17 protein-coding genes are annotated in these 21230 nt (G+C 40.9%); 6 read left to right on the forward strand and 11 right to left on the reverse strand.

Going from position 1 to position 21230, the window contains the following annotated elements:
• From BP549_RS02655 to BP549_RS02670, 4 genes are all read right to left on the reverse strand, one after another.
• On the reverse strand, positions 1 to 976 hold a 976-nt coding region (locus BP549_RS02655; protein WP_292377908.1), incomplete at its 3' end, for a leucine-rich repeat domain-containing protein.
• Positions 977 to 1212: 236 nt separating this feature from the next.
• Positions 1213 to 1887: a molybdenum cofactor guanylyltransferase gene (locus BP549_RS02660; RefSeq protein ID WP_292377910.1), complete on the reverse strand. Its 675-nt coding sequence runs from the start codon at positions 1885 to 1887 to the stop codon at positions 1213 to 1215.
• 92 nt (positions 1888 to 1979) lie between these two features.
• Positions 1980 to 2843 (reverse strand): molybdopterin synthase, encoded by an 864-nt coding sequence (locus BP549_RS02665; RefSeq protein ID WP_292377913.1) that lies wholly within the window; start codon positions 2841 to 2843, stop codon positions 1980 to 1982.
• Positions 2844 to 3270: 427 nt separating this feature from the next.
• Positions 3271 to 4617 (reverse strand): PKD domain-containing protein, encoded by a 1347-nt coding sequence (locus BP549_RS02670; protein ID WP_292377915.1) that lies wholly within the window; start codon positions 4615 to 4617, stop codon positions 3271 to 3273.
• Between the two features lie 489 nt (positions 4618 to 5106).
• Between BP549_RS02670 and radC the strand changes: the two genes are divergently transcribed.
• The 5 genes from radC to BP549_RS02695 all read left to right on the forward strand — a co-directional run bounded on the left by radC (position 5107) and on the right by BP549_RS02695 (position 12413).
• Complete coding sequence (gene radC / locus BP549_RS02675; protein WP_292377917.1) at positions 5107 to 5796, forward strand: RadC family protein; 690 nt, start codon at positions 5107 to 5109, stop codon at positions 5794 to 5796.
• 402 nt (positions 5797 to 6198) lie between these two features.
• On the forward strand, positions 6199 to 7110 hold the full coding sequence (gene mmp11, locus BP549_RS02680; RefSeq protein WP_292377919.1) for a methanogenesis marker protein 11: 912 nt from the start codon (positions 6199 to 6201) through the stop codon (positions 7108 to 7110).
• A 144-nt stretch (positions 7111 to 7254) separates the two neighbouring features.
• A complete protein-coding gene (locus tag BP549_RS02685) occupies positions 7255 to 9015 on the forward strand; it encodes an indolepyruvate ferredoxin oxidoreductase subunit alpha (protein ID WP_292377922.1) in 1761 nt (586 codons plus the stop codon).
• Positions 9016 to 9372: 357 nt separating this feature from the next.
• Positions 9373 to 9537 (forward strand): hypothetical protein, encoded by a 165-nt coding sequence (locus BP549_RS02690; RefSeq protein ID WP_292372610.1) that lies wholly within the window; start codon positions 9373 to 9375, stop codon positions 9535 to 9537.
• A 551-nt stretch (positions 9538 to 10088) separates the two neighbouring features.
• Complete coding sequence (locus BP549_RS02695) at positions 10089 to 12413, forward strand: DUF3160 domain-containing protein (RefSeq protein ID WP_292377967.1); 2325 nt, start codon at positions 10089 to 10091, stop codon at positions 12411 to 12413.
• A 124-nt stretch (positions 12414 to 12537) separates the two neighbouring features.
• Here BP549_RS02695 and BP549_RS02700 read toward each other — a convergent pair whose 3' ends face one another.
• From BP549_RS02700 to BP549_RS02725, 6 genes are all read right to left on the reverse strand, one after another.
• Positions 12538 to 13755 carry a homocitrate synthase family protein gene (locus tag BP549_RS02700; protein WP_292377923.1) on the reverse strand — a complete coding sequence of 406 codons (1218 nt, stop codon included), beginning with the start codon at positions 13753 to 13755 and terminating at the stop codon, positions 12538 to 12540.
• A gap of 423 nt (positions 13756 to 14178) precedes the next feature.
• Positions 14179 to 15006 (reverse strand): NAD(+)/NADH kinase, encoded by an 828-nt coding sequence (locus BP549_RS02705; RefSeq protein WP_292377927.1) that lies wholly within the window; start codon positions 15004 to 15006, stop codon positions 14179 to 14181.
• Entirely contained in the window at positions 14996 to 15814 is an 819-nt protein-coding gene (locus BP549_RS02710; protein WP_292377970.1) for a bifunctional fructose-bisphosphatase/inositol-phosphate phosphatase, read from the reverse strand. Before BP549_RS02710 ends, BP549_RS02705 begins: the two co-directional genes overlap by 11 nt.
• A gap of 289 nt (positions 15815 to 16103) precedes the next feature.
• Complete coding sequence (locus tag BP549_RS02715; RefSeq protein WP_292377930.1) at positions 16104 to 17120, reverse strand: type II glyceraldehyde-3-phosphate dehydrogenase; 1017 nt, start codon at positions 17118 to 17120, stop codon at positions 16104 to 16106.
• 464 nt (positions 17121 to 17584) lie between these two features.
• Positions 17585 to 17773: a CooT family nickel-binding protein gene (locus BP549_RS02720; protein WP_292372765.1), complete on the reverse strand. Its 189-nt coding sequence runs from the start codon at positions 17771 to 17773 to the stop codon at positions 17585 to 17587.
• Between the two features lie 231 nt (positions 17774 to 18004).
• Positions 18005 to 18886: a damage-control phosphatase ARMT1 family protein gene (locus BP549_RS02725; protein ID WP_292377932.1), complete on the reverse strand. Its 882-nt coding sequence runs from the start codon at positions 18884 to 18886 to the stop codon at positions 18005 to 18007.
• Positions 18887 to 19331: 445 nt separating this feature from the next.
• Between BP549_RS02725 and BP549_RS02730 the strand changes: the two genes are divergently transcribed.
• Positions 19332 to 20759 (forward strand): sulfatase-like hydrolase/transferase, encoded by a 1428-nt coding sequence (locus BP549_RS02730; protein ID WP_292377934.1) that lies wholly within the window; start codon positions 19332 to 19334, stop codon positions 20757 to 20759.
• Between the two features lie 84 nt (positions 20760 to 20843).
• On the opposite strand, the gene BP549_RS02735 is transcribed toward BP549_RS02730, so the two are convergent.
• Positions 20844 to 21131 carry an acylphosphatase gene (locus tag BP549_RS02735; RefSeq protein WP_292377936.1) on the reverse strand — a complete coding sequence of 96 codons (288 nt, stop codon included), beginning with the start codon at positions 21129 to 21131 and terminating at the stop codon, positions 20844 to 20846.
• Positions 21132 to 21230: the final 99 nt, after the last annotated feature.

Genomic DNA, 21230 nt, shown 5'->3' on the forward strand with positions numbered 1-21230 from the left:
GATTTCCAGACACGCTAAGTGTAGTAAGATTTTTTAACTCTGAGATTTCAGGTGGTAGCTCCTTCAGTTGATTATCGTGTATGTTAAGTTCCTTTAGATTTGTCAACTTTAAAATTTCAGGAGGAAAGGATGTGAGTTGATTTTTGTTCACCCAAAGTTCAGTAAGATTTTTCAACTCAACAATTTCAGGAGGAAGGGAAGTGAGTTGGTTTCCAGACACGTCAAGTGTAATAAGATTTCTTAACCTTGAGATTTCAGGCGGTATCGAGGTCAGTTGATTATCATGTATGTAAAGCTTAATGAGAACTGTCAACTTTAAAATTTCAGAAGGAAAGGATGTGAGTTGATTTTTAGACACCCGTAGTTTAGTAAGACTTTTCAATTCCGAAATTTTAGGAGGAAGATAAGTAATTTGATTTCTAGACATCCCAAGAAAAGTAAGATTTTTCAATTCTGAAATTTTAGGTGGCATCTCCTTTAGTTGATTTCCAGATACGCTAAATTCAGTAAGATTTTTTAACTCGGAGATATTAGGAGGAAGAAATGTAAGTTGATTATTATATACATAAAGTCTTTTAAGATATTTCAGCTCTGAGATTTCAGGCGGCAGCGAAGTCAATTGATTGTTATACAGGTAAAGTTTAGTAAGATTTTTCAACTCAAATATTTCAGGAGGAAGAAATGTAAGTTGATTTCCAGACACGCTAAGTGTAGTAAGATTTTTTAACTCGAAAATTTCAGGCGGTAGATTCTTCAGTTTATTCCTGGGTATATAAAGTGTAGTGAGATTTTTTAACTCTGATATTTCAGGAGGTAGCGACGTTAATTGATTACTAGATAGGTAAAGTTTGGTAAGATTTTTCAACTCAAATATTTCAGGCGGCAACGAAGTCAATTCTTTGGACGAAAGGTCTAGTGTAGTCGCGTTACTTTCTTTAGCTTTTAAAATCAGATCTTTGATTTCATTTAGTTTCATCTGAAGTCCCTGCCTAAAAAACAATCAAAAGTTCAATAAATCTTGAAACCTCAATCATTTAAATTATATCAGATAAAATAAAAACTGATTCAAAAAATAGGAGTCGTTGTCATCTAAATAACTTTCGATTTTAATCGATAGTTGGGGAAATAATCGGAAAATATTGGTAAAAAGTAAAAAACGAAATTTTGTTAATTTGGCGTTCCGAAAATGATCCCGAGCGTATGATCGAATTGTCATAGTTTTTCTATTTTACTCGAAAGCCCTATAATGCGTTGCATTTCATCAATCGTATTTATATTAGCAAAAGTCCTAAGTTCAGGATCAAGCCCTTTAATTTCCGAAACCTCAACAAAAACAACATCCTTCATCTCAAAAACCGGCGTCAGTACAGAACGTTTTCCTTTCTCAAAGGCTTTTTCAATTTCAGAAATCATTTTTTTCGAATAGACCGCATGCAGAGGCTCGAATTTTCGATCCTCCCATTTCGGAAGGGCAGCGTCATGCCCGCTTGCTTTCTCAAACAGCAGGTCTACAACTTCGGGGTTTACAAAAGGCATATCTCCGGCGCAGACAAAAGAATATTCTGCTCTGGATTCAAGCAGCCCCGCCCGGATGCCTTCAAGTGGGCCGGCGTCTTCCAGAGTATCAAAACAGAAACGGATTTCACGGGCAGGGAATTTTTTAAGCACAGGCCTGAACTTTTTTTCCTGGTTTTTGTCCCGGACCGAGAGAATAACCTCGCCCACAACCCGAAAAAGGCTTTCAAGCAGGCGCTCAAGAATTGTTTTTCCTTCAAATTCGAGAAGGGCTTTTTCGACCATGCCCATCCGCCTGCCCCTGCCACCCGCCAGCACGACTGCACTTCTGAGTTTTATTTGTTCTTTTTCTTGTTCTGTTTTTCCACCCATTTGATCATTTCCGGGACTTTATGGTTTAGATTTAACTTTCGTTTTTCCTTTCTGCTTACCTGCGTTTTTTTCTTTCGGCTTGTCTTTAGATTTCATGCCTGCTTTTTATCTTGCTCTTTATCGTGAACCCAGAATTCCTCTTTTTCCGTGAATTCCTTTTTCCAGATCGGAGCTTCAGACTTTATACGTTCTATAGCTTCGCTGAGAGCAGGGAAAAGTTCTGTCCTGTGCGCAGATGCGATAACAATGTATACTATATCTTCTCCGGCTTTGATAACGCCTGTTTTGTGGTGGATCAGGACTTCAAGGATGCCTTCTTTTTGTTTGAGTTCTTCCCGGATCAGATCAAGGACTTTTGAAGCTTTTGGCTCGTACTTTTCGAATTCGAGCCTGGAAGTTCTCTCTTCTTCGGCCAGCTCGCGAACGATGCCTGTAAAGGTGCCGATTGCGCCTGATTTTCGGATGACAGGGTTTTTTCTGGCTTTCTTTATAAGAGCTTCCAGTGTATAGCGGTCAGGCTGAGCAAGGGAGAGTCCTACAAGGGAAGCTGTAAGCTCTTCGTGCATATCAATGTCTGCCGGCAGCCTGAAAACAACGTTGGAAACGTTAGGAAGGTCACCAATCACAATTTTCGGAAGATTGCTTTCCTTAAACCCTTCTACCACAGCAAAATCGAGCCCCTGGTCGCAAAGCAGGTCAAGCGCGTCTTCAAGGTTCAAATTCCTGGAAAAGCTGACAACTTCAGTACCTATCGCTTCTGTGCCTGTTATTCCTATTACCATATCAGCCCCGGCATCAAAGTGCCTGCCTGTATCGGTCTCTGCTGGATTGAGACGCTGCTCACCCATATGTTTTATAGTGCCTACTGTCCCGAACCCGGAAAGATTCCGAACAAGGGCTGAAACTACGGATGTCTTACCCGATTTTTTATACCCGACAACTGAAATGACTTTCATCAAAGAGCGTTATGGACTTTCCGGTATAAGTAAGGGTCGGCACTTTTTATTTTTGAATTTTGTAGAAAGTTTTGTGGAGATTCAAATCTTAAAACTTCAAAATTATTCGGAAATAGTCAAATACGTTTAAAATTTGAGCTTCATAGCAAATTTCTTATTATATAAAATTTCCTGCGTAAGTTCATATTATATCAATCAAAAACAGAGGAATGTATCTAAGCTATGTTTTATGGTAAAAGGTAATAATATAAGAAGTCAGGGCGGGTTTCAAGTCCCACGCCCAAAACTTTTATTCAGATTTTATTCTTGCTTTTAAGGAGTATAATGCAAGAATCTGTTTTAAATCTCCTGTTTTTACTTCATGTCGTAAGATGTCTACTTTATTTTTTATTTAAAATTGATATTTTACTATTTATTTAAATATTCTTTATTTCACCGTAATATAGTTTGATATCTTTTTAGTGTTACTGCCTGCTGCATTTTTCACAGTTAAACTAACAGTGTACTTTCCTGCTTTTGTGTATTTATGTACAGGATTCTTGGCTGTTGAAGTACTTTTGTCACCAAAGTTCCAAGACCAGGAAGCAGGTGACTGTGTGCTTTTATCTGTGAATTTTACTGTTAAGGGTTTTTTCCCAGAGACCGGCGATGCATAAAAAGCAGCAACTGGAGGGTAAACCAGAGTACCCATATAAATATCTTCAGCTGTGCCAAACTCTTCTTCACGAGCATCCGCCCATACTATACGATTTCCATAGATCTTTGGGAACGCCGTATATGGTTTTTCATCAGGAATCCAAGTTTCAATGTTGTTGGAGAGATCATATATCCAGATATATGTACCATCCCAATCGGTATCAGCCGTCCCTACTATCTTGTCGCCGTAGATAGATACCTCAGATGTAAGTTCAGGGATCCAAGTCTCCTTGTGAGTGGAAAGATCGTACACACCAGTTTCGGCGGGGCAGGGATAAGCCGGGTCACTCATTGGATCATTCTTGCGAGCATCCGCCCAAACGATTCTATTTCCGTTGATAGCAGGATTAGACGCATTTCCGCTAGTGCTGATCTTAGTTTCTTTCTTAGTAGAGAAGTCGTATATGTAAATGTCAGAGCCCCATTCTCCTTCCTTGGTATTGCGGGAGTCTTGCCAAACTATCTTATTCTTATAGATATCAGGCATCTGTGCGGATTGATTTTTGGTAATCTGAGTCTTCTTCTTGCAAGAAAGATCATACATCCATATATTTCCATATTCATATGCAGAAGTCGAATCCTGCCACAGAATAATGTTATCGTAGACTTTAGGATTATACGCATTTCCACTAGTAGTAATCTGAGTTTGTTTTTTAGTGGAGACATCATACATGTAAATATCGGATTTTTCACTCCGAGTATCCGCCCACACAATCCTGTTTCTATGGATCGCAGGCGTGGATGCTTTTCCGCTAGTGCTGATCCTAGTCTCTTTCTTAGTACCAAAATCGTACATATAAATATCGTTCTTCTCATTGCGCCAATCTTCCCACACGATTCTACCCCCATAGATAGCAGGAGATCGCGCCGTTTTGCTCGTGGTGATTCGAGTTTCAATGATCTTTGGCTCAGCACTAGTTGTTACTTGTGTAACACCTGACTGGTCAATGCTCGGTTGTGCGACATTTTGAGGATCATTTCCAATGGATGCCGACGCTGTTGACGAAACAATAATTAAAAATAATATCAAAGCCGCTGATGCTAGTATTATTGAATTAAAATATTTCTTATTGTTCACTTATCTACCTTCTTAATTCTTTGTTATCATTTTAAGTTGCTAACATTGTAACTTGTTCCGATTTTTAAATTTTCTCTTTTGAATCACAAATTTATAATATTTAGATTATAGCTCTATTTTTATAAACTGTAAAAATAGGTGGTCCACCAAATTAGTTGGTATTTTCCGGATTATTCACACATTAGCATTCTGATCTTATTTTTTGCTTTATGTGCACTCAATTTCCTGTACACAGGTAAGCTTAGAAAACAGATGAAACTAAGCAAAAATACTCAAATATCAACCAGCTATTAATGCACCACCAACGTTTTGTGAAGATTCAAATATCGAGACTTCAATATTATCTAGTAAGAGTTAGATACCTTTAAAATCTTAGTTTTATAGCAAATTTGTTTTTATAGAATTTTCTACATGAGTTTACTGTCTGTTAATCGAAAAAAAGACAGAAAAAACGGGAAAGAAGGAAAGATGGGAAAAAGGGGGTTAATTATGGAAATTAATAATATCAGGATTCATGATATTCCTGAAGAGGAACGCCCAAGGGAAAGGCTTATTCGAAATGGGCCGGAATCGCTTTCTAACGCAGAACTGCTGGGAATAATCCTGAGGACAGGGTCAAAAGAAGAGAATGTTGTCAGCCTGTCAAACCGGATACTCTCAAAATATAGCATCAAGCAGCTCAGTCTTACAAATGTCTCAAGGCTTATGCAGGAAAATGGAGTTGGAAAGGCAAAAGCTGCCCAGATAGCTGCGGTTTTCGAACTTGCCCGCCGACTTGAGACTTTTGTGGAAGAGCCAAAAAGGAAAATCTGCTCCCCAAAAGATGTATACACGCTCATGTATCCTAAAATGCGTGAACAAAAAAAAGAAAAATTTATAACGCTTTGTCTTGATACAAAAAACCAGATCCTGAAAGAAGAAGTAGTATCTATCGGCAGCTTAAACGCGAGCATCGTTCATCCGCGTGAGGTTTTCAAGTCTGCTCTTATGGAATCATCAGCATCGGTAATTATGGTACATAATCACCCTTCAGGGGATCCAAGCCCAAGCCGAGAGGACATAATGGTCACCAAGAAAATAGTCGAAGGAGGAAAACTCCTTGGAATTGACGTGCTTGACCATATTATTATTGGAGATGGCAGATACGTAAGCCTCAAGGATGAAGGCTTTGTAAGGTAAAAATATGAATCCGAAACTCCTATAGAAGAGAACTTTTTATCTGAATATTCTTCTAAGAGTCATATCTGCCCGCTTAGAATAGTGTCTTTCAAGGATTACAGTCTTCTGTCGAATATGACTTTATTGACCAAAGCCTGCCGAAAATTTACTTTCAAGGATTATAGTCAAATATGATTAATAATTTGTATTCAGCCTGATCACCTGTAAAAATCCACTTTAATAACTTACTAAAATTACGATATCTATATATATCTATAAGAAATGGGCTTTTCGATCAAACAAATTTCCCTCCCTGTTTCTATTTCCCTTAAAAAGGAGGTTTTCTGAATTACAAAACATATAAACGCCTGTGCACTGGACAGCAGAGACATTAAGGAAGTAATCCTGGATGATCCCTATACTGTGCCTTATAAGGGTATTTACGCTATCTGTGACGCGGCAAATGAGTATGCGGAGATAATTGAGCACTCCAACTGTTATAGCGGGGCCTCTTGGTCCCTTTACCATTACGCAAAAGCACCCCTTGTCCTGAAAGCCCGTTCAACCGGAAATATGATCCGTTATTTCATGAAAACCGGGACTTCAGAGCTCGAACTTAAACCTTCCGTCGCAGCTGCAGGTATTGAGTCCGTGATCGTGCAGGGGGATGAAGTAGAAATCACCTATGCCGGGTTAGGAGGTGGAGGTGTGGGCGCAACACGGTGCAGGGCATTTGCAGACGGAATTCTTCGCTACAGGATTTCCGAGTCAGGAGGCGAGAAATGCGCAAGGGGGACGATTACAGTTCCACGCAGGAACCGTGTCCTCATAGGTATAGATGATACTGACTCAAAAGAAATCGGAGCTACCTGGACTCTGACTCACAATATTGCAAAAGAACTGGACTGCCAGGAAGCCGTTTATCTTTCCCATGCTCTTGTCCAGCTTTTTCCGGTTCCAGAAAAGACCCAGAACTGCATGTCCACAGTGCTTGAATTTGGCTGTGTAGATGAAAACGCAAAATCAAGGCTTGTAGACAATTTCAAAAAAGCACTTAAGAAATATACTGCTTCATCCCAAACCGGAATGGTTGTCCTTTCGGATTTCTATGCAAAAGGACTATACAAGTACAGCAACCGCTGTCGGACTGAAAGGATTTCGAAAGCCGAGGCTTTGCAATGTGCAATAGAAAACGGCGTGGAAGTCCTTCTTGACGGCAACGGAGTAATAGGTGCACTTGCCTCTCTCCCCTGGTTTGGAAGGCCTGAGGAGTCCATAATTTCTGGTACTGAGATCAAGCCTCTTGCCATGGATAAGACTAAAAGTAACATTTAAGAAAAAAGAGATCAGAAAGCAAGAACGCTGAAAAGAAGCTTCAAATTGAGATTTAAATTATTAGAATCTTTGGTTACATGGAATCTCAAGTTATAAGAAATTTTGAATTCAGCATCCTTCGAATTCCAGCAGCGTGGGATCACTTTGAAAGAAGAAAAAGAAGCATCAGAATGTACTGGGTTTGAAGCCCTTTATCTTGCAGCTCTTGACAGTGATGTCAGCTTCATAACAGGTGTTCCCGGATATCCTGTTACCTCGCTTATGGAACTTTTTTTGAGAAAACCCGCGGAAGAAGAGCTTTTAAATGCCTCAAAAGCGAAGACGCTTGTCTCCGGATCAGCAACTTCCAAGATAGTGCTAGATTATAGTGCCAGATGGCTCACAAACGAGAAAGTTGCCCTTGAAACAGCTCTAGGGGCATCGGTTTCGGGCAGAAGGGCACTTGTGCTTGTAAAGCATGTGGGAATGAATCTGCTTTCAGACCCTCTTATAACCTCGGTCACACATACCATAGGAGCCGGCCTTGTAATAATTGCAGGTGATGATCCTGGCGCAAAGGGCTCTCAGAATGAACAAGACTCCCGCTGGTATGGCCGAATAGCAGAAATAGCTGTATTTGATCCTGCCTCTCCCGATACGGCATACAGGGCTCTAAGACGAGCTTACGAGCTTTCGGAAGAGACAAAGACGCCTGTTATTCTGAGGGTCACTGCAGGCCTGGAAAGGAGTAAAGGAAATATAAAACGCCTTCCAGAGTCTTCAGCTCCTCATCCTGAGTTCGACCGTGCAATCTGGAAAAACCGGATGGTGGAAAAACACCGACTTTTTCACTCCAGAACCTACCCTCTGCTGGAAGAGGAAGCTGAAAACACTGACCTTAACGTGGTAAAGAAAAGGACAGCCGAGAATACAGGGTACGGATTAGATTCGAGATATGGACAGATAGGGATTATTTCCTCAGGTTTCACATCTTCGATCGTTGAAGAAATACTGAAAACGCAGGAAGAGTTCCGCGCTGAGGTTTTTTATCCTGTAATTTCTCACCTGTCCCTTGGCCTTGTAAACCCTCTTCCCCTCAAAAAGATAAAGACTTTTCTGAGATCTAACCAGAAGGTACTCGTCGCCGAAGAGTCCGAGCCTTTTATAGAAGAACAGATCAGGATCATAGGTAATGTTTATGGGAAAAAGACAGGGCACCTTCCATACGGGCAGGTCAGGCATGAAGATATTGAATTCGCCCTTGAACACCTTGAAGACGAAATTTTAGAACCTGCAGATACTACTTCTCTCAACGCCGCAAAGAAAAATAATAGGACCGGGATCTGCGACGATTGCGCGTATCTTCCCCTCTACCGCTTTCTCAGCACTCTTGATGTGCGGGTTGCCGGTGACATGGGCTGTTCCGTCCGGAGCGCACCTGATCCCCTTGCGGCAGTCGATGTTAGCTTTGCTCTTGGCTCGGCAATCTCTGTTGCATGTGGCTTTGAGAAAAAGGGCATAGCCGTAATCGGAGATTTCGCCCTGGCACATTCGGGCATTCTCGGGCTTCTAAGTGCGGCGACTACAGGCTGCAATGTGCTTGTGCTTGTACTCCAAAATGAGGTTGCAGCCATGACTGGCGGACAGTCAGTCCCTGATCTCAGGAAAGTGGTTGAGGCAATAACCCCTGACGTTTCAGTCTTCGATATTGATACTAATGAGAAAGAAGCGCCAGATGACACTGGAAATATGACAGATGTAACTGAGAAAGCGATGGATAAAACTGGAAATAAGAAGGAAGCAGGGCGTGAAATGGAAAAGCAAATATCAAATCCCAAACTTCCTGAATTGATCCAGGCAAAACTTGCGCTTCACGGGCTTTCCGTAATATTCATAAAAGGGAAGTGCAGGAAATATCGATCATAAAATCTTTCGTATTTTTATTTAAAGTTCCATATCCGTCGTTTCCAATGCCAAGGTCAAAAATATTTATAAACTTCTTATGAAGGTAGATCTGAAACTAAAACAGATTTATTTTCTATCGTTTTTACAATCGTTTTTGTCTTACAAAATATTAATATTCACACAGTGATATTTTTCTGGCTTGTATATCTCCTTCTAATTATATTAATATAACTTTTACTGGATTTATAAATAAAAAACATCATATCAAAAAATTGATAATGAAGAAAAATCAATTAAGTTTAGGGAAAATTGTTGGGCGCTTTTCGTCGCTTTAACAGAAACTTAGAATTAATACTCAAAAGGTGTGAGGGGGAAAAATTGGAGAGAAAATTTCAGATTTTACTGACAATCGGGGCTTTATTGCTGGTAATGGGCTTGCTCCTGAATTTTACCAAAGACCCGCTTATATGGGGAACAGGGACTGTAACTGCACTATTCATGATTCTGCTTTTCAGGCTAGATCCTCTAAGTCCGAACGATTAATACGAAAAAGAAGAAAGGAGAAAACGAAGGAGAAAAGGGAGAAATAAAGGCTCTCTTTTCTTTGCCTAAATCTCAAAAATTTAATTATCAAGATTACCGCATTTTATCCATTCTGGAATTTTTCTTACTTTTTACATTTTACAGTTAGCTTCTATTTTGTCTGATTTTGATCCACATAATAACGCTTATGAATTAATTAACTGATTCTAAATAATTTTAAATATTTTTGTTGATAACTATATAAGAAAGTTAACCTTTAAAAGTTTTGACCTCTCTGGTCCTTATACGCTCCTTCAATCGCAAAACGGGAAAATTCTGAATAAATAATGGGAAATCTGAATAAATAATAGAAATATCTGTATCAATAAAAATGAAAAGGTAAAAACCATTTTTCTCTCAAGCCTTTTTTAAAAGGCTTGAGAAATAAGGCGGAAAAAGTAAAATTTGCTTTTTCGCTCAAGCCTTTTTTAAAGAGGCTTGCAGTAAAAACCCACCTTCCGAGCAGGCAGGCTCCAGTTCAATATAGAATCCAAAGAGACCGGGATGAGATAATGAAGCATCGAACAAAGATAGTTGTAACTAGCTTAATTCTTTTAATTGTTTTAGCTTCCCTACTTACAGAAGGATGCCTGGAACAGAGTTCCGGGTTAAGCAGGGAAAACGGAACAGAAGTTAAAGGAGAAGTTGACACCCACGGACTCTCTCAAGGGGGCCACCTTAAAACCGAAGAAGTAACTCTTTCGGGTTCAAGGGCAGGAGCTTCCCCCATTGCAGGAAATTACACGCTTGAAGCTCTTGATGTTGAGTTAAAAGTGCCTTCTTATGAGCTGCCCTTACAAAGTAACGAAATTTCGAACTATGGAGACTTTTCCGAGAAAATTTTCCTAGATGACTCAGCTCTTAAAATGCTGGAAAGCAATGGTTTTGTAGTAATCGAAAATCCTTACGGTTCCGCCGAAGAAGACATAACTAGAATGTATTCGACCCTCAAAGACCAGGAGATCCCTATTTTCATTACCACGGATTCCCTGCTACATCTTTACCATATCCAGTTTGATGAGACTCTGCGCCAAATCGAAGAGCAGGAGTTTTACGATACTCTCTGGGAGACCGACCTTGCTCTGCTAAACGCTTCTATTGAGAAGTATAACAGCACCGTAGGGGAAGAACAGGAAGCTGCAAAAAGAAACGCGGCCTACTTTGCAGTTGCTTTAAGCCTTCTACAGCCGAAGTTCTCTGAAGATACAGCAAGACAGTACCAGTTCGAAATTCCAGAATTCGTAATAAAAGATGTTGAAGCTGAACTTGCCCTTATCGAAGCCCACCAGGGTTTTGAACTTTCTCCAATTTTCAAATATCAGGAAGACTATTCCCAGTATGCCCCGCGAGGCCACTATACTCGTTCCGAAAAACTGCAACACTATTTCAAGGCTTTTATGTGGCATGGCAGAATGAGCATGCTCTTGAAGGAGAAGCTGATTGAATCGGAAGATCCTACAAAGGATGCCCGCATCCAGACTATCCAGGCAAGCCTGATCGCTTCCCAGCTCCAGAGTGAGCCTGAACTTCTTGAGAAATGGGACCGGATCTACGAGGTTACAGCTTTTTACGTAGGTTTTTCAGACGACCTTGGGCCCTATGAATATATGGAAGCTTTGGATTCGGTCTTTGGCAATGGAAAAAGGGAATTTAAAAATACAACAATTGAAGAACTCAAAGTTAAGCTTGCAGAGTTCCAGGGCCCGAAAATTTATGGAGGTATCGGGAGATGTGCTGTTGAGCCGCCATTTACCCCTGAAAAGGCTGACGAATGTCTCGAAAATACCACTGGCTTCCGCTTTATGGGTCAGCGCTTTATTCCGGATTCCTATGTATTCTCAAACCTGGTCGGAGTTTATACTGGAAAATATACGGGGGAATTTACTGAAAATGAGAAACCCTTTACTCTCGTAATTTCAGAAGCCGGACCTGTTCGCGGTTTTCCGCGGGGACTTGATGCGATGGCTCTGCTGGGCTCGGAAAGGGCTGTTTACTGGCTCAACGAACTGAATGATTCCAATTACGAAGACTACGATGTTCAGTATGGAAAGATGGATTCAGAGTTCTCGAACTTTAGCGCGGCTGACTGGAACAGAAACCTCTACTGGTCCTGGCTTTATTCCCTTCAACCTCTCTTAAAAGACTACGGTTCAGGCTATCCGACCTTTATGCAGACTGATGCCTGGCAGGACAAGGAACTGAGCACGTCGCTGGCTTCTTGGACTGAACTAAGACACGATACTATTCTTTACGCCAAACAGAGCTACACAATGAATTTAACCGCTTTGGCACCTCCGGAAGAAAAATCGGTCGCTGGCTACGTAGAGCCTGTTCCTGACTTTTATGCCCGCTTGCTTGCCTTAACTAAAATGACAAATCAGGGCCTGGATGAAATGGGCGTGCTTGACCCAATTTCGAAATCAAGGCTCACAAACCTTGAAGAGGTTCTTTCCAGGCTTCAGGAGATCTCGGAGAAGGAACTCGAAAACAAAAAACTGACCGACGAAGATTACGAATTCATCAAAAATTTCGGAGACCAGCTTGAGGGCACCATAGGTGACGTTGATGAGAAAGCCAGAAAAACTACAGTCGTGGCTGATGTCCATACCGACGGCAACACAGAGACCGTGCTCGAAGAAGGTATCGGGTATGTTGACATGCTGGTGGTTGCATATAAACTTCCGGATGGAAGAATCCTTGTGGGAGCCGGGCCTGTTATGAGCCATTACGAGTTCAAACAGCCAATGGAAGCTCGCCTGACCGATGAAAAATGGAGAGAAATGCTTGAAACAAACCCGCCGGAAAGGAATGAGTGGGTTTCAACTTACAGGGCTTAGTTTCTGCTGAGTAAGATCAGATCGTAAAAAATTAGAAAACAACAGGAAATAAGAAGGAAATAAAAAGAATAGGAAACTGAATCAAAGCGTAAATAAAAAACGTAATGGGAATAGTAAGGAGTTTTCAAATAGAAAACTTCTCCTCTCTCTTTTCAGTTGTTTTACTTTCCTGTCTGACCTGAGTAATTAGCCTTTCAAGCTGGTCCCGTGAGATGCTTTTATGTTTTTCTTCAGTGCAGACCTTGACTTTCTCGATCAGGGCGCAAAGTTCCTCCCGCTCAAGACAGAAACCTATGCTATTAATAATGCCTTGGAGGGCTTTTGTGCCTGTGTGCTTTCCGACAACAAGGTTGCGCTTCCCACCTACCATTTCAGGGAGGAAGAGTTCATATGTACGCGGCTCTTCGAGGATTGCAGCAACGTGAATTCCGGATTCGTGGGTAAAGGCATTTTGCCCGACAACGGCTTTGTTTACCGAAGGCACAATACCTGAATATTCCGAGACCATTCTGGAAAGAGTAGTCAGCTTTGTCGTATCATAGCGATCTATGCCATACTGTATCCTGAGGGCTACCATTACTTCTTCAAGGGAAGCGTTTCCTGCCCTTTCTCCGATTGCGTTAACTGTAGTATGGAGTTGTTTTGCTCCGGCTTCGGCGGCTGCAAGGGTATTTGCAGTAGCCATTCCAAGGTCATCGTGGCAGTGGATACATATAGAGGTATTGACTTCTTTGAAAATTTCGCTAACAAGGTAATGGGTTGTAGTTGGGTTCAGGATACCTACAGTATCTGCAATGCTTACGTACTGCACCTTATATTCGTTTTCAACTTCCTTAAAAGCTTGCTTCAGGCGATCTATCGGGGTTCGACTTGCGTCCTCGGCTGCAAAACGTATTTTTAATCCATGGTCGGTTGCATATTCAATGGTTTCCTTGGCGCAGCCAAGCATCTCTTCAAAACTTCGGTGATACTTGTATTTGAGGTGCATGTCTGACATTGCGATGAAAATACTTACAATATCAACATCACATTCAAGGGCAGCGTCCACATCACCTTTTACTGCTCTTGAGAGGCAGCAGATTCTTGAATTAAAGCCCTGATTTGCAATTTCCTTCACGGTCTCTTTCTCATTTGCGGAAACCACCGGAAATCCGGCTTCTATAACCTCAACGCCCATCGAATCAAGCTCACTGGCCATTGCCAGCTTCTGTTCTTTCGTGAATACGACACCTGGGGTCTGTTCTCCATCGCGGAGTGTCACGTCACAGATTTCTATATCTAGGGGGCGATATTTGATAAAATCCATAAGTTTATTTCTAGAGTACTGCTCGTTCTCTGACATTATTACTACTTCCTGTGATTTTCAATTATTGTGAGGAATTTTCAATTATTGTTAATGATATTTGGGTAATTTTTTATGATATACAGGTCATCTACTTGAAAAATAACTCAAAGGCTTTAATAAGGAGGTATCAGGGTTCAAACGCCCATAAAAGTCAGAAAATCTTGTATCTCGTCAAAATTAAGCATAGCTTAACCTTCACATGTATAAATGTTTTCCTTGAAGGAAAATTGTTGCCGGTAGCAAGGCTTTCACAATTTCACGAAGGGTAATTTATTTTGAGAATATTTGACCTTATTTAGGATAGCTAAAATATTGATAAGATAAAGGACTCCAGAGATTCAAAAAATAGATTCTAACGGATTCAAACTTCAGGGATAATCGGGGTTATGAGAAAATCAAAAATTAGGCAAAGTTTTTTTCTCAGGCAAGTTTCCTCTGAACCCGTTCATAAAAACAGCTATCCGAAATCTTTACAAAACGTGCAGGATATTTGGATTTTTTAAGTTTGACGATATCATCAGGCTTGATCCTGTAGGATTTCTGTCCGTCAATTGCAATGACAGCTTCTTTTTTTGGAGCCGACAGCTTTATTGCAATCTCGCTATCAGACGGAATGACCCAAGGCCTTGAAGAAAGTTTAAAGGGAGCTATAGGGACAACCACGATAGCATTTACCCTGGGATGTATAATAGGGCCGCCTGCACTCATCGCATATGCGGTAGAGCCTGTAGGGGTTGCAAAAACCACACCATCTGCACGCATCGAGTCAAGAAGGCAATCTCCGACATAAACCTCAAACTGAATGATCTTCGCGGGCTTTGCAGACATTATCGCAATCTCATTCGTTGCGGTCTCAACCATCTCTCCGTTAAGGAAAACATCGACTCTCATTCTTTCGCTGTACGAAAAGCCGTAAAGCACTTCTTCTATGGTTTCAAGGGCGTCTTTGGGCTCGACATCTACAAGAAAGCCGAGCGTACCCATATTAATTCCAAGTATAGGAAGAGGATCTCTCATTTTGGCGATATTACGGAGGACTGTACCGTCGCCTCCTACACTAATAATGAGTTCCACTCCTTTTTCCCTCATTTTCTCAACCGGAATCCCTTCGATCCCGAGCGCTTCAGCTGTGGGAGTGGAAACATAAATTTTGACCTTCGAGCTGAAATGGGCCAGAATTTCCCGCACTATTTCAAGAACTTCAGGCCTATCACAGCGTGAAGAGATCCCTATTTTTTTAATTGCCAACTTCTCCTCCCGAAAGTAATTCTAAAAGCTTTTCGTGCACAAGTCCATTGGATGCAACCATTTCCACTCTGGCTGTAACATTATCCGGAAGTCTCAGAGAGTTCCCATACCCATCCGTGACAAGCCCTCCTGCTTCCTCCAGAATCAGTTGGCCTGCTGCAACATCCGTAACACGCAGAGCATTTCGAACATCTACAAGAGCATCAAGTCTTCCTGAGGCTACATAGCATAGTTCGAGAGCTACACTTCCAAACAGCCTTACCCTTCTGACGTTTTTGTATATCTTTCGGGTTCTCTCTATATTTTGCCGGTAACCGTACACACTTACACATAATTCTCTCAGATCTGTGTTAAGGGAAGGTTTGATGCTTTTTCCATTTAGGTAAGCCCCTTTTCCGGCTTCGGCATAATATTCCTCGCATAACGCAAGGTTACTTACATACCCAAACCTCAGGTCTGAAAGGTCAAAGGAGGTCACAGCAAGTGAAATGCTGTAGAAAGGAATCCCCACAGAGGAATTATAGGTTCCGTCAAGAGGATCAAGAACAATAGAGAACTCGGGAGAATCTCCTAAAATAAGCTCTCCTATCTCCTCGCTTATAATTCTCATTGATCTGCCATCAGCTTTAAGAACCTCTAAGATAGCGTCCTCTGCTGCACGATCTATTCTAGTAGTCGGAGTTCCGTCAGCTCCCATACAAACAAAGCTATACGCTGCATCAGTACTTGCAAGATCATAGATAGAGTCCGATGCGGCTTTGAAAGCCTCCCGAGATAATTTCAAAAAGCTTGAATCTGTTGAATCCATATCTGAGCCATTTTTTCCAGTTGAAAGTTCCAAGTTATATTCTCCTTACGCAAAACATAAGGATTTAGAGTTTCGATTATTGATTTTCGTAAGAAATTCAATGTGAAATATATAATGTGATATAGAACACTTGAGTTTAAAAAATATTGCTCCAGATATTCAGGTTAAATATCAGGAACAACTTAAAAGCCGGAGTCTATGGACACTTAGATTCCGGTACTATATTTATTTATTTATTTATTTATTTATTTATTTATTTATTTATTTATTTATTTATTTATTTATTTATTTATTTATTATACAGGCCAATAGCCTTATTTGTCTTTTCAATTGACTTTGAACCGTCGCTCTCAAGTTCCATCATGGCTCTTATAGCGTCCACGTTTTCCGGAACTACAATTGACTCCTGATGGACGGCCTGGAAGAAGTATAGTTCCTTTTCATTTACAGTAATGGAATCTGGCCAGATGCAGTTCTCCCACATATCATTTCTGGGGCGGCCCATATCCCGTGAAAATTCCATAATTTCGGCTGTCGACGATATGCCCTGTCCTACAAGACGGATTCTTGGCTGGGAACCAAAGATATTCTTAACGTCTTCTGCAGTGCAATCCTTATTAACTTCCATATTTACAGTATGTACGTGCATTAGCGTTGTTGGGATCTTCAGGGCTGCACTTGTAATATTGATCTGCGGAAGTACGCTTTTTACATCAGGTCCATGGTGGGAAGGAAGCTTGATAGGATCAGGCACGATTGCGTTAATTGGCCCTTTCTTTATATCGTTCGGATCGGCTGCCCTCCTTGCAAGCACTACTCTAACTTTTTTCACTCCCATTTCCTTGTCTATCGGGTAAATAGCCCGGCAAAGTGCTGTAGTATTGCATGAGACAACCCTTACTAGGTCACGACCCACAGCCTGATCGTAATTGCAAATAGCGTTAAAGGAGAAATCTGCAAGTGAATGATCTTCGCCGCCCTGCCAGATTGCTTTTACTCCGGCCTTTTCATACATAGGCTTGTTTCCTTCCCCGACTCCCCCGGGCGTACAGTCCACAACAAGATCAGCCTTTTCGACCATTTCTTCAATCGTTCCAGCTGCAGGTATTCCGGCTTTTTCAAAAGCCTCGAGATTTGCAGCTGGAGCGTATATGTTATATCCCAGCTGGTGAGCCACTGCAGCTTCGTAGTTTGGCTTTGTTTTGGAGACTCCGATAATTTCCATATCATCCTGAGCCCGTACGGCATCTGCAACTCTTTTTCCGATAGTTCCGTAACCATTTACTGCGATTTTTGCTTTAACCATTTATATCCTTCCTGTTTAATCCTCTTCTACCCAACTCGAGATATCGCCTAAATCACTGAAAATTTAAAAATTTTGCCGGAGATCATAATTCCGGACAGTGGATCATATAAGTTCAGAGTGTAGGCATAAATTTAAGATGTATCCACAGGTTATAACTTTTCTTATAATTTTTGTCGGTTTGTTGCAAACTGCCCGACACGTAATCCAAGATCCTGCTTTAGCAGACCTTCTTCGAATGTCTTGACTTAAATCTGAATCTGTATCTTGGAACACATGGAGTTATAGATAAAGTCAGATAAATGCTTTTCCCGAGAGTTCTTATTAATTAAGGAATCTAGAAGAGAGATCCAGATATTCGGGAGCTTACAGATCCTTTTTCTATGAGTTATGCCCGAAAACTGAGAAATGACAGAAAAAGCGGGAAGAATATAAAATTCAAAGAGATTAATGAAAAATAAAAAATTTTAATTTGCAAGGATAAGAGCTTCTCCCCGTGAGAAGTTAACTTCCTTGATTGAACCTTCTATAGTTATTTTGTCTCCGAGAATTCCGGTAAGCTGGATTGAATGGCCTTCAACCAGGATCCTAGCGACGGAATCCATAATTCTCTCACGCTTGTCTCCACGGAGTAAGAAAACATTGATTTCACACATCTTTTTTATTTCTCCTTTTGATTCATTCCGATTTATTCAATTTTGTTGATCTTATTCAGCAGAATACTTATCATGCTCAGCTAAAATATATTTTATTCAATGTATAACGTTTTTAATGTGTATTTTATGCACTGTATAACGTTTTACCACATGCATAAGTTGTTTTATGCTAATATCCATTAGTGAGCCTGATAGATAAGAAGCTTCCGAAAAATCCCTTTGAGGAAAAACTCAGGGATAGTTCATCAGTTTTGCAACAGATAACCCCTGCTCAAGCCCAAGATCTTCAGCAACACACTCACATTTTGTAAGAAGCATATACGCAATAGGCCCGAAATTATGCTCGGAGAGAGTTTCGTAATTAGCCATACCTTTGCTGATTATAAGGGTTGAATCCTTCATGGCTTTGAGCAGTTCGGCCGGAGCTTCCTCAACTAGGACGCCTACGGCATTTGAACCGGTAGTTAGGATTCTGTCGACTTTTTTATCAATTTCAAATTCTTTTATTTCTTCTAAAGTTACGTCTGTCAGAATTGGTCCGCCTCGGACTACGAGTGTGATCTTTCCACCGAGTTTTTTGATAATATCAAAAACGAGTGTATCAAAGAGAATTTCTCCGCAATTGTCGGCAATGTAAACAGTATCCTGTAGGAGTCCAAGCATTTTAGGCGTGTCATCTACATCAAGCCCGTGTTTGAAATATTTCCTAAAAGCAGCCTCAAATTTATCTTCACTGGCCTCAAAGCCCATAATTCCGAAATCAAAGTAATTAGCGACCACGGATGCCAGTACTGCCCGCCTAAAAAGCTCCCCGTTATCAGGAGAATTCTCATATATTTTCTCTTTTGCTACAGGCAGTACTTTCAGTGCGGCCTGGTTGATAAGTTTCTTTGTTACGTCATAAGGGTCATTGTCTTTCAGAACTTCATAGCATTTTCTGTGAACTTTGGTGGCTACGGAAGCAGATACTGCTTCAGGGTTATAATACTTTGTCACAACCTCAAGGCATTCCTTGATGGTCTTGCTTATAAGGTCTTCATCATCAGTAGAAAGCTTAGACTGAAAGTGTACTCTTGAAAGGAGACAATAGGTACAGCGTGGGTTCATTTTCATAGGAACATTTCCTGTTTTTTGATCAGAAAATAACTTTTGCCAGATTGCTATAGATATTTGCGGCAAATATGATAAGAGTTTACTCTTCCTGATAGAATGGATGTTTAAAAAGCTAACTGAAACTGGAAATATCAAAAGTTTAGAACAGATGGGCTATGTGTACTCTACAACCATTAACGAAATCAAATCAAAAATATGAAACTGGAAAGTAATACAGGATAGAGGGAAATATGAAAGTAATATCGGATACTTGAACAAGAGAGAAGTAATGCAAGGATACCCTGCAGAATATATCTATGGAAGGCAAATTCTTTATAGCTTGAAGTAAAAATAATTTATAATGATCCCGGCAGTCCGAGAATTCAGATCTTTTTCAGTTCTGTTTTTTCTTTTAGTATTTTTTGTCTTTCTCATTTTACCAGCCCCTGTCTCAGGACTGACCGAAGTGGAAGTAAATCCCGTTAACACGCCCCACGGGGCAGTCGTGCTGATCGTAGACGGTTTGAGTGCTCCTTTTATTTATCCTGAACTTACACCGCATGCACTGGATGGGACGCCCCTTGAAAAATCCAAACTTGAAAATCTACCGAAAATAAGTAAAGAAAGTGTTAGAATTCTGGAATTCCGCGCTCCTCAGACCTTTACCGAAGGAGGGCATTCAGTCCTCGTCACAGGAAATCCGGGTGCAGACAGTGAGCTTGTAAGTTTCAAAGACGCCACTATTTTCGATGTTCTTCACAGAAAAGGCTATCTTTGTATTGCGGTTATGGAAAAAGGGGATTCCTGGTCAATCCGCGCCAAGCAGGATGTCATTCTCAGGGATGAAAACAATTCGATAAAAAATATGAAAATCGTCCTTGAGCAAGCAGAGTCTTCCTCTGACAGTCTGGATGTACCTGAAGAGCTTTTACAGGTTATGGAAAAAGCGGCTGATAAAGCGCCCGGATATGTCTCATCAAAAGAGACCCGCGGAAAGTATAATGGATATAACAGATGGGGAGTCGAGACTGCTTGCGATATTGTAAAATATATGGCTAGAAACAGGCCGGAACAAAAATACCTGCTCACTGTCAATGTAGGAGCTGTAGATTCAAGCGGGCACCACAGGGATAATTATGGGTATATGGACTGCATCGAATGTCTTGATTCGGAAATTCTTCCGCTCTATAAGCTTTGCAAGGAAAATGACCTTGCTTTTGTATTTACAGCAGACCACGGAATGGGTTTTTCCAAAGACAATTCCAAAGGTGGGCATCAATCCGAAAAATTCACAGACACTGATGAAGCACAACTCGTTCCAATGATAGTGAATGCCGAGGATATTGAGAGAGGAATTCTCAGGGGAGAATACAACCAGGAAGATTTTGCTCCGACACTGCTTGGAATTCTTGATATTCCCGATAGACCTAGGTTTGCAGAAGGAAAACAGATCCTACTAACAGGCCATGCAAACCTGAAAGTGGAACTCCCTGAAAGGGGTTCCGCAGAACTCCGGAAAAACGGAAATGTTATAGCCTCCCTGAAAAACGATGACCAGTTTCTCTTCCTTGGGCTTGAGCCGGAAAGTACCTACATGATTAGGGCGTCGCTTGAATCCGGAAAACACCTTGAAGAGCAGGAAAAAAAGCTCACTCTTGAAACTGACTCTGTAGTGAAATTTACTGAAAAAGGGCAGAAAATCGGAGAAAACCGAGATAATAATCCGGAATCTGACCAAAACTCAGGAAAAAATTCAACTTCTGCGGCTGGTTTCTTGAAAAAGGACTCAAAAGCCTCTGATTTGAGCTTAAAGAATTTGATAGGATATTTTGTAATTGGATTGGTTAATCTTGTGGGGATTGTAATTATTGCGAAGATCTTGAAAAAAGGCTAAAGAAGTTCAAAAAGCTGAAGTGATTCCGAAAGCTGAAAAATAAGAATAGGAAAAACAAGGATATAACGAATCTAACGGATCTGATTATTTATAAGAATAAGAGTCGTATACATTTCCAAGGGCTTCTCTTAAAGTGACATCAACATCTTCCACATGGGCAAACATTGGCCCTTTCCTGAGTTCATTTATATAAAGCTCTACAGCTTCACGTCTGCCTTCGGCAATGACAAAAACCTTGCCATCCCTTAAATTTATGGGGTTAGAGTCTATACCCAGACGCTCGGCAGCGTTTCTTGCAAATCTTCGAAAGCCCACGCCCTGTACCCTTCCGGATACAAGGATTTCCGCCCGCACAATTTCTCCAGAGGTCACAAATGGCTATTTTGGAGAACCCTGATATATATTTATGGTTACTCTGAGTGTGAATATAGGGCTTTTGTCACCGAAACAAATACAGGTCGCTTGCAAGAT

This window comes from Methanosarcina sp. UBA289 (assembly GCA_002496565.1).
GTDB lineage: Archaea > Halobacteriota > Methanosarcinia > Methanosarcinales > Methanosarcinaceae > Methanosarcina.

Excerpts from the sequence above, each read along its gene's own strand:
- BP549_RS02660 (WP_292377910.1), bottom strand. The coding sequence starts at position 1,887 with ATGGGTGGAAAAACAGAACAAGAAAAAGAACAAATAAAACTCAGAAGT.
- BP549_RS02665 (WP_292377913.1), bottom strand. The coding sequence starts at position 2,843 with ATGAAAGTCATTTCAGTTGTCGGGTATAAAAAATCGGGTAAGACATCC.
- radC (WP_292377917.1), top strand. The coding sequence starts at position 5,107 with ATGGAAATTAATAATATCAGGATTCATGATATTCCTGAAGAGGAACGC.
- BP549_RS02695 (WP_292377967.1), top strand. The coding sequence starts at position 10,089 with ATGAAGCATCGAACAAAGATAGTTGTAACTAGCTTAATTCTTTTAATT.
- BP549_RS02700 (WP_292377923.1), bottom strand. The coding sequence starts at position 13,755 with ATGTCAGAGAACGAGCAGTACTCTAGAAATAAACTTATGGATTTTATC.
- BP549_RS02710 (WP_292377970.1), bottom strand. The coding sequence starts at position 15,814 with ATGGATTCAACAGATTCAAGCTTTTTGAAATTATCTCGGGAGGCTTTC.
- BP549_RS02715 (WP_292377930.1), bottom strand. The coding sequence starts at position 17,120 with ATGGTTAAAGCAAAAATCGCAGTAAATGGTTACGGAACTATCGGAAAA.
- BP549_RS02720 (WP_292372765.1), bottom strand. The coding sequence starts at position 17,773 with ATGTGTGAAATCAATGTTTTCTTACTCCGTGGAGACAAGCGTGAGAGA.
- BP549_RS02725 (WP_292377932.1), bottom strand. The coding sequence starts at position 18,886 with ATGAAAATGAACCCACGCTGTACCTATTGTCTCCTTTCAAGAGTACAC.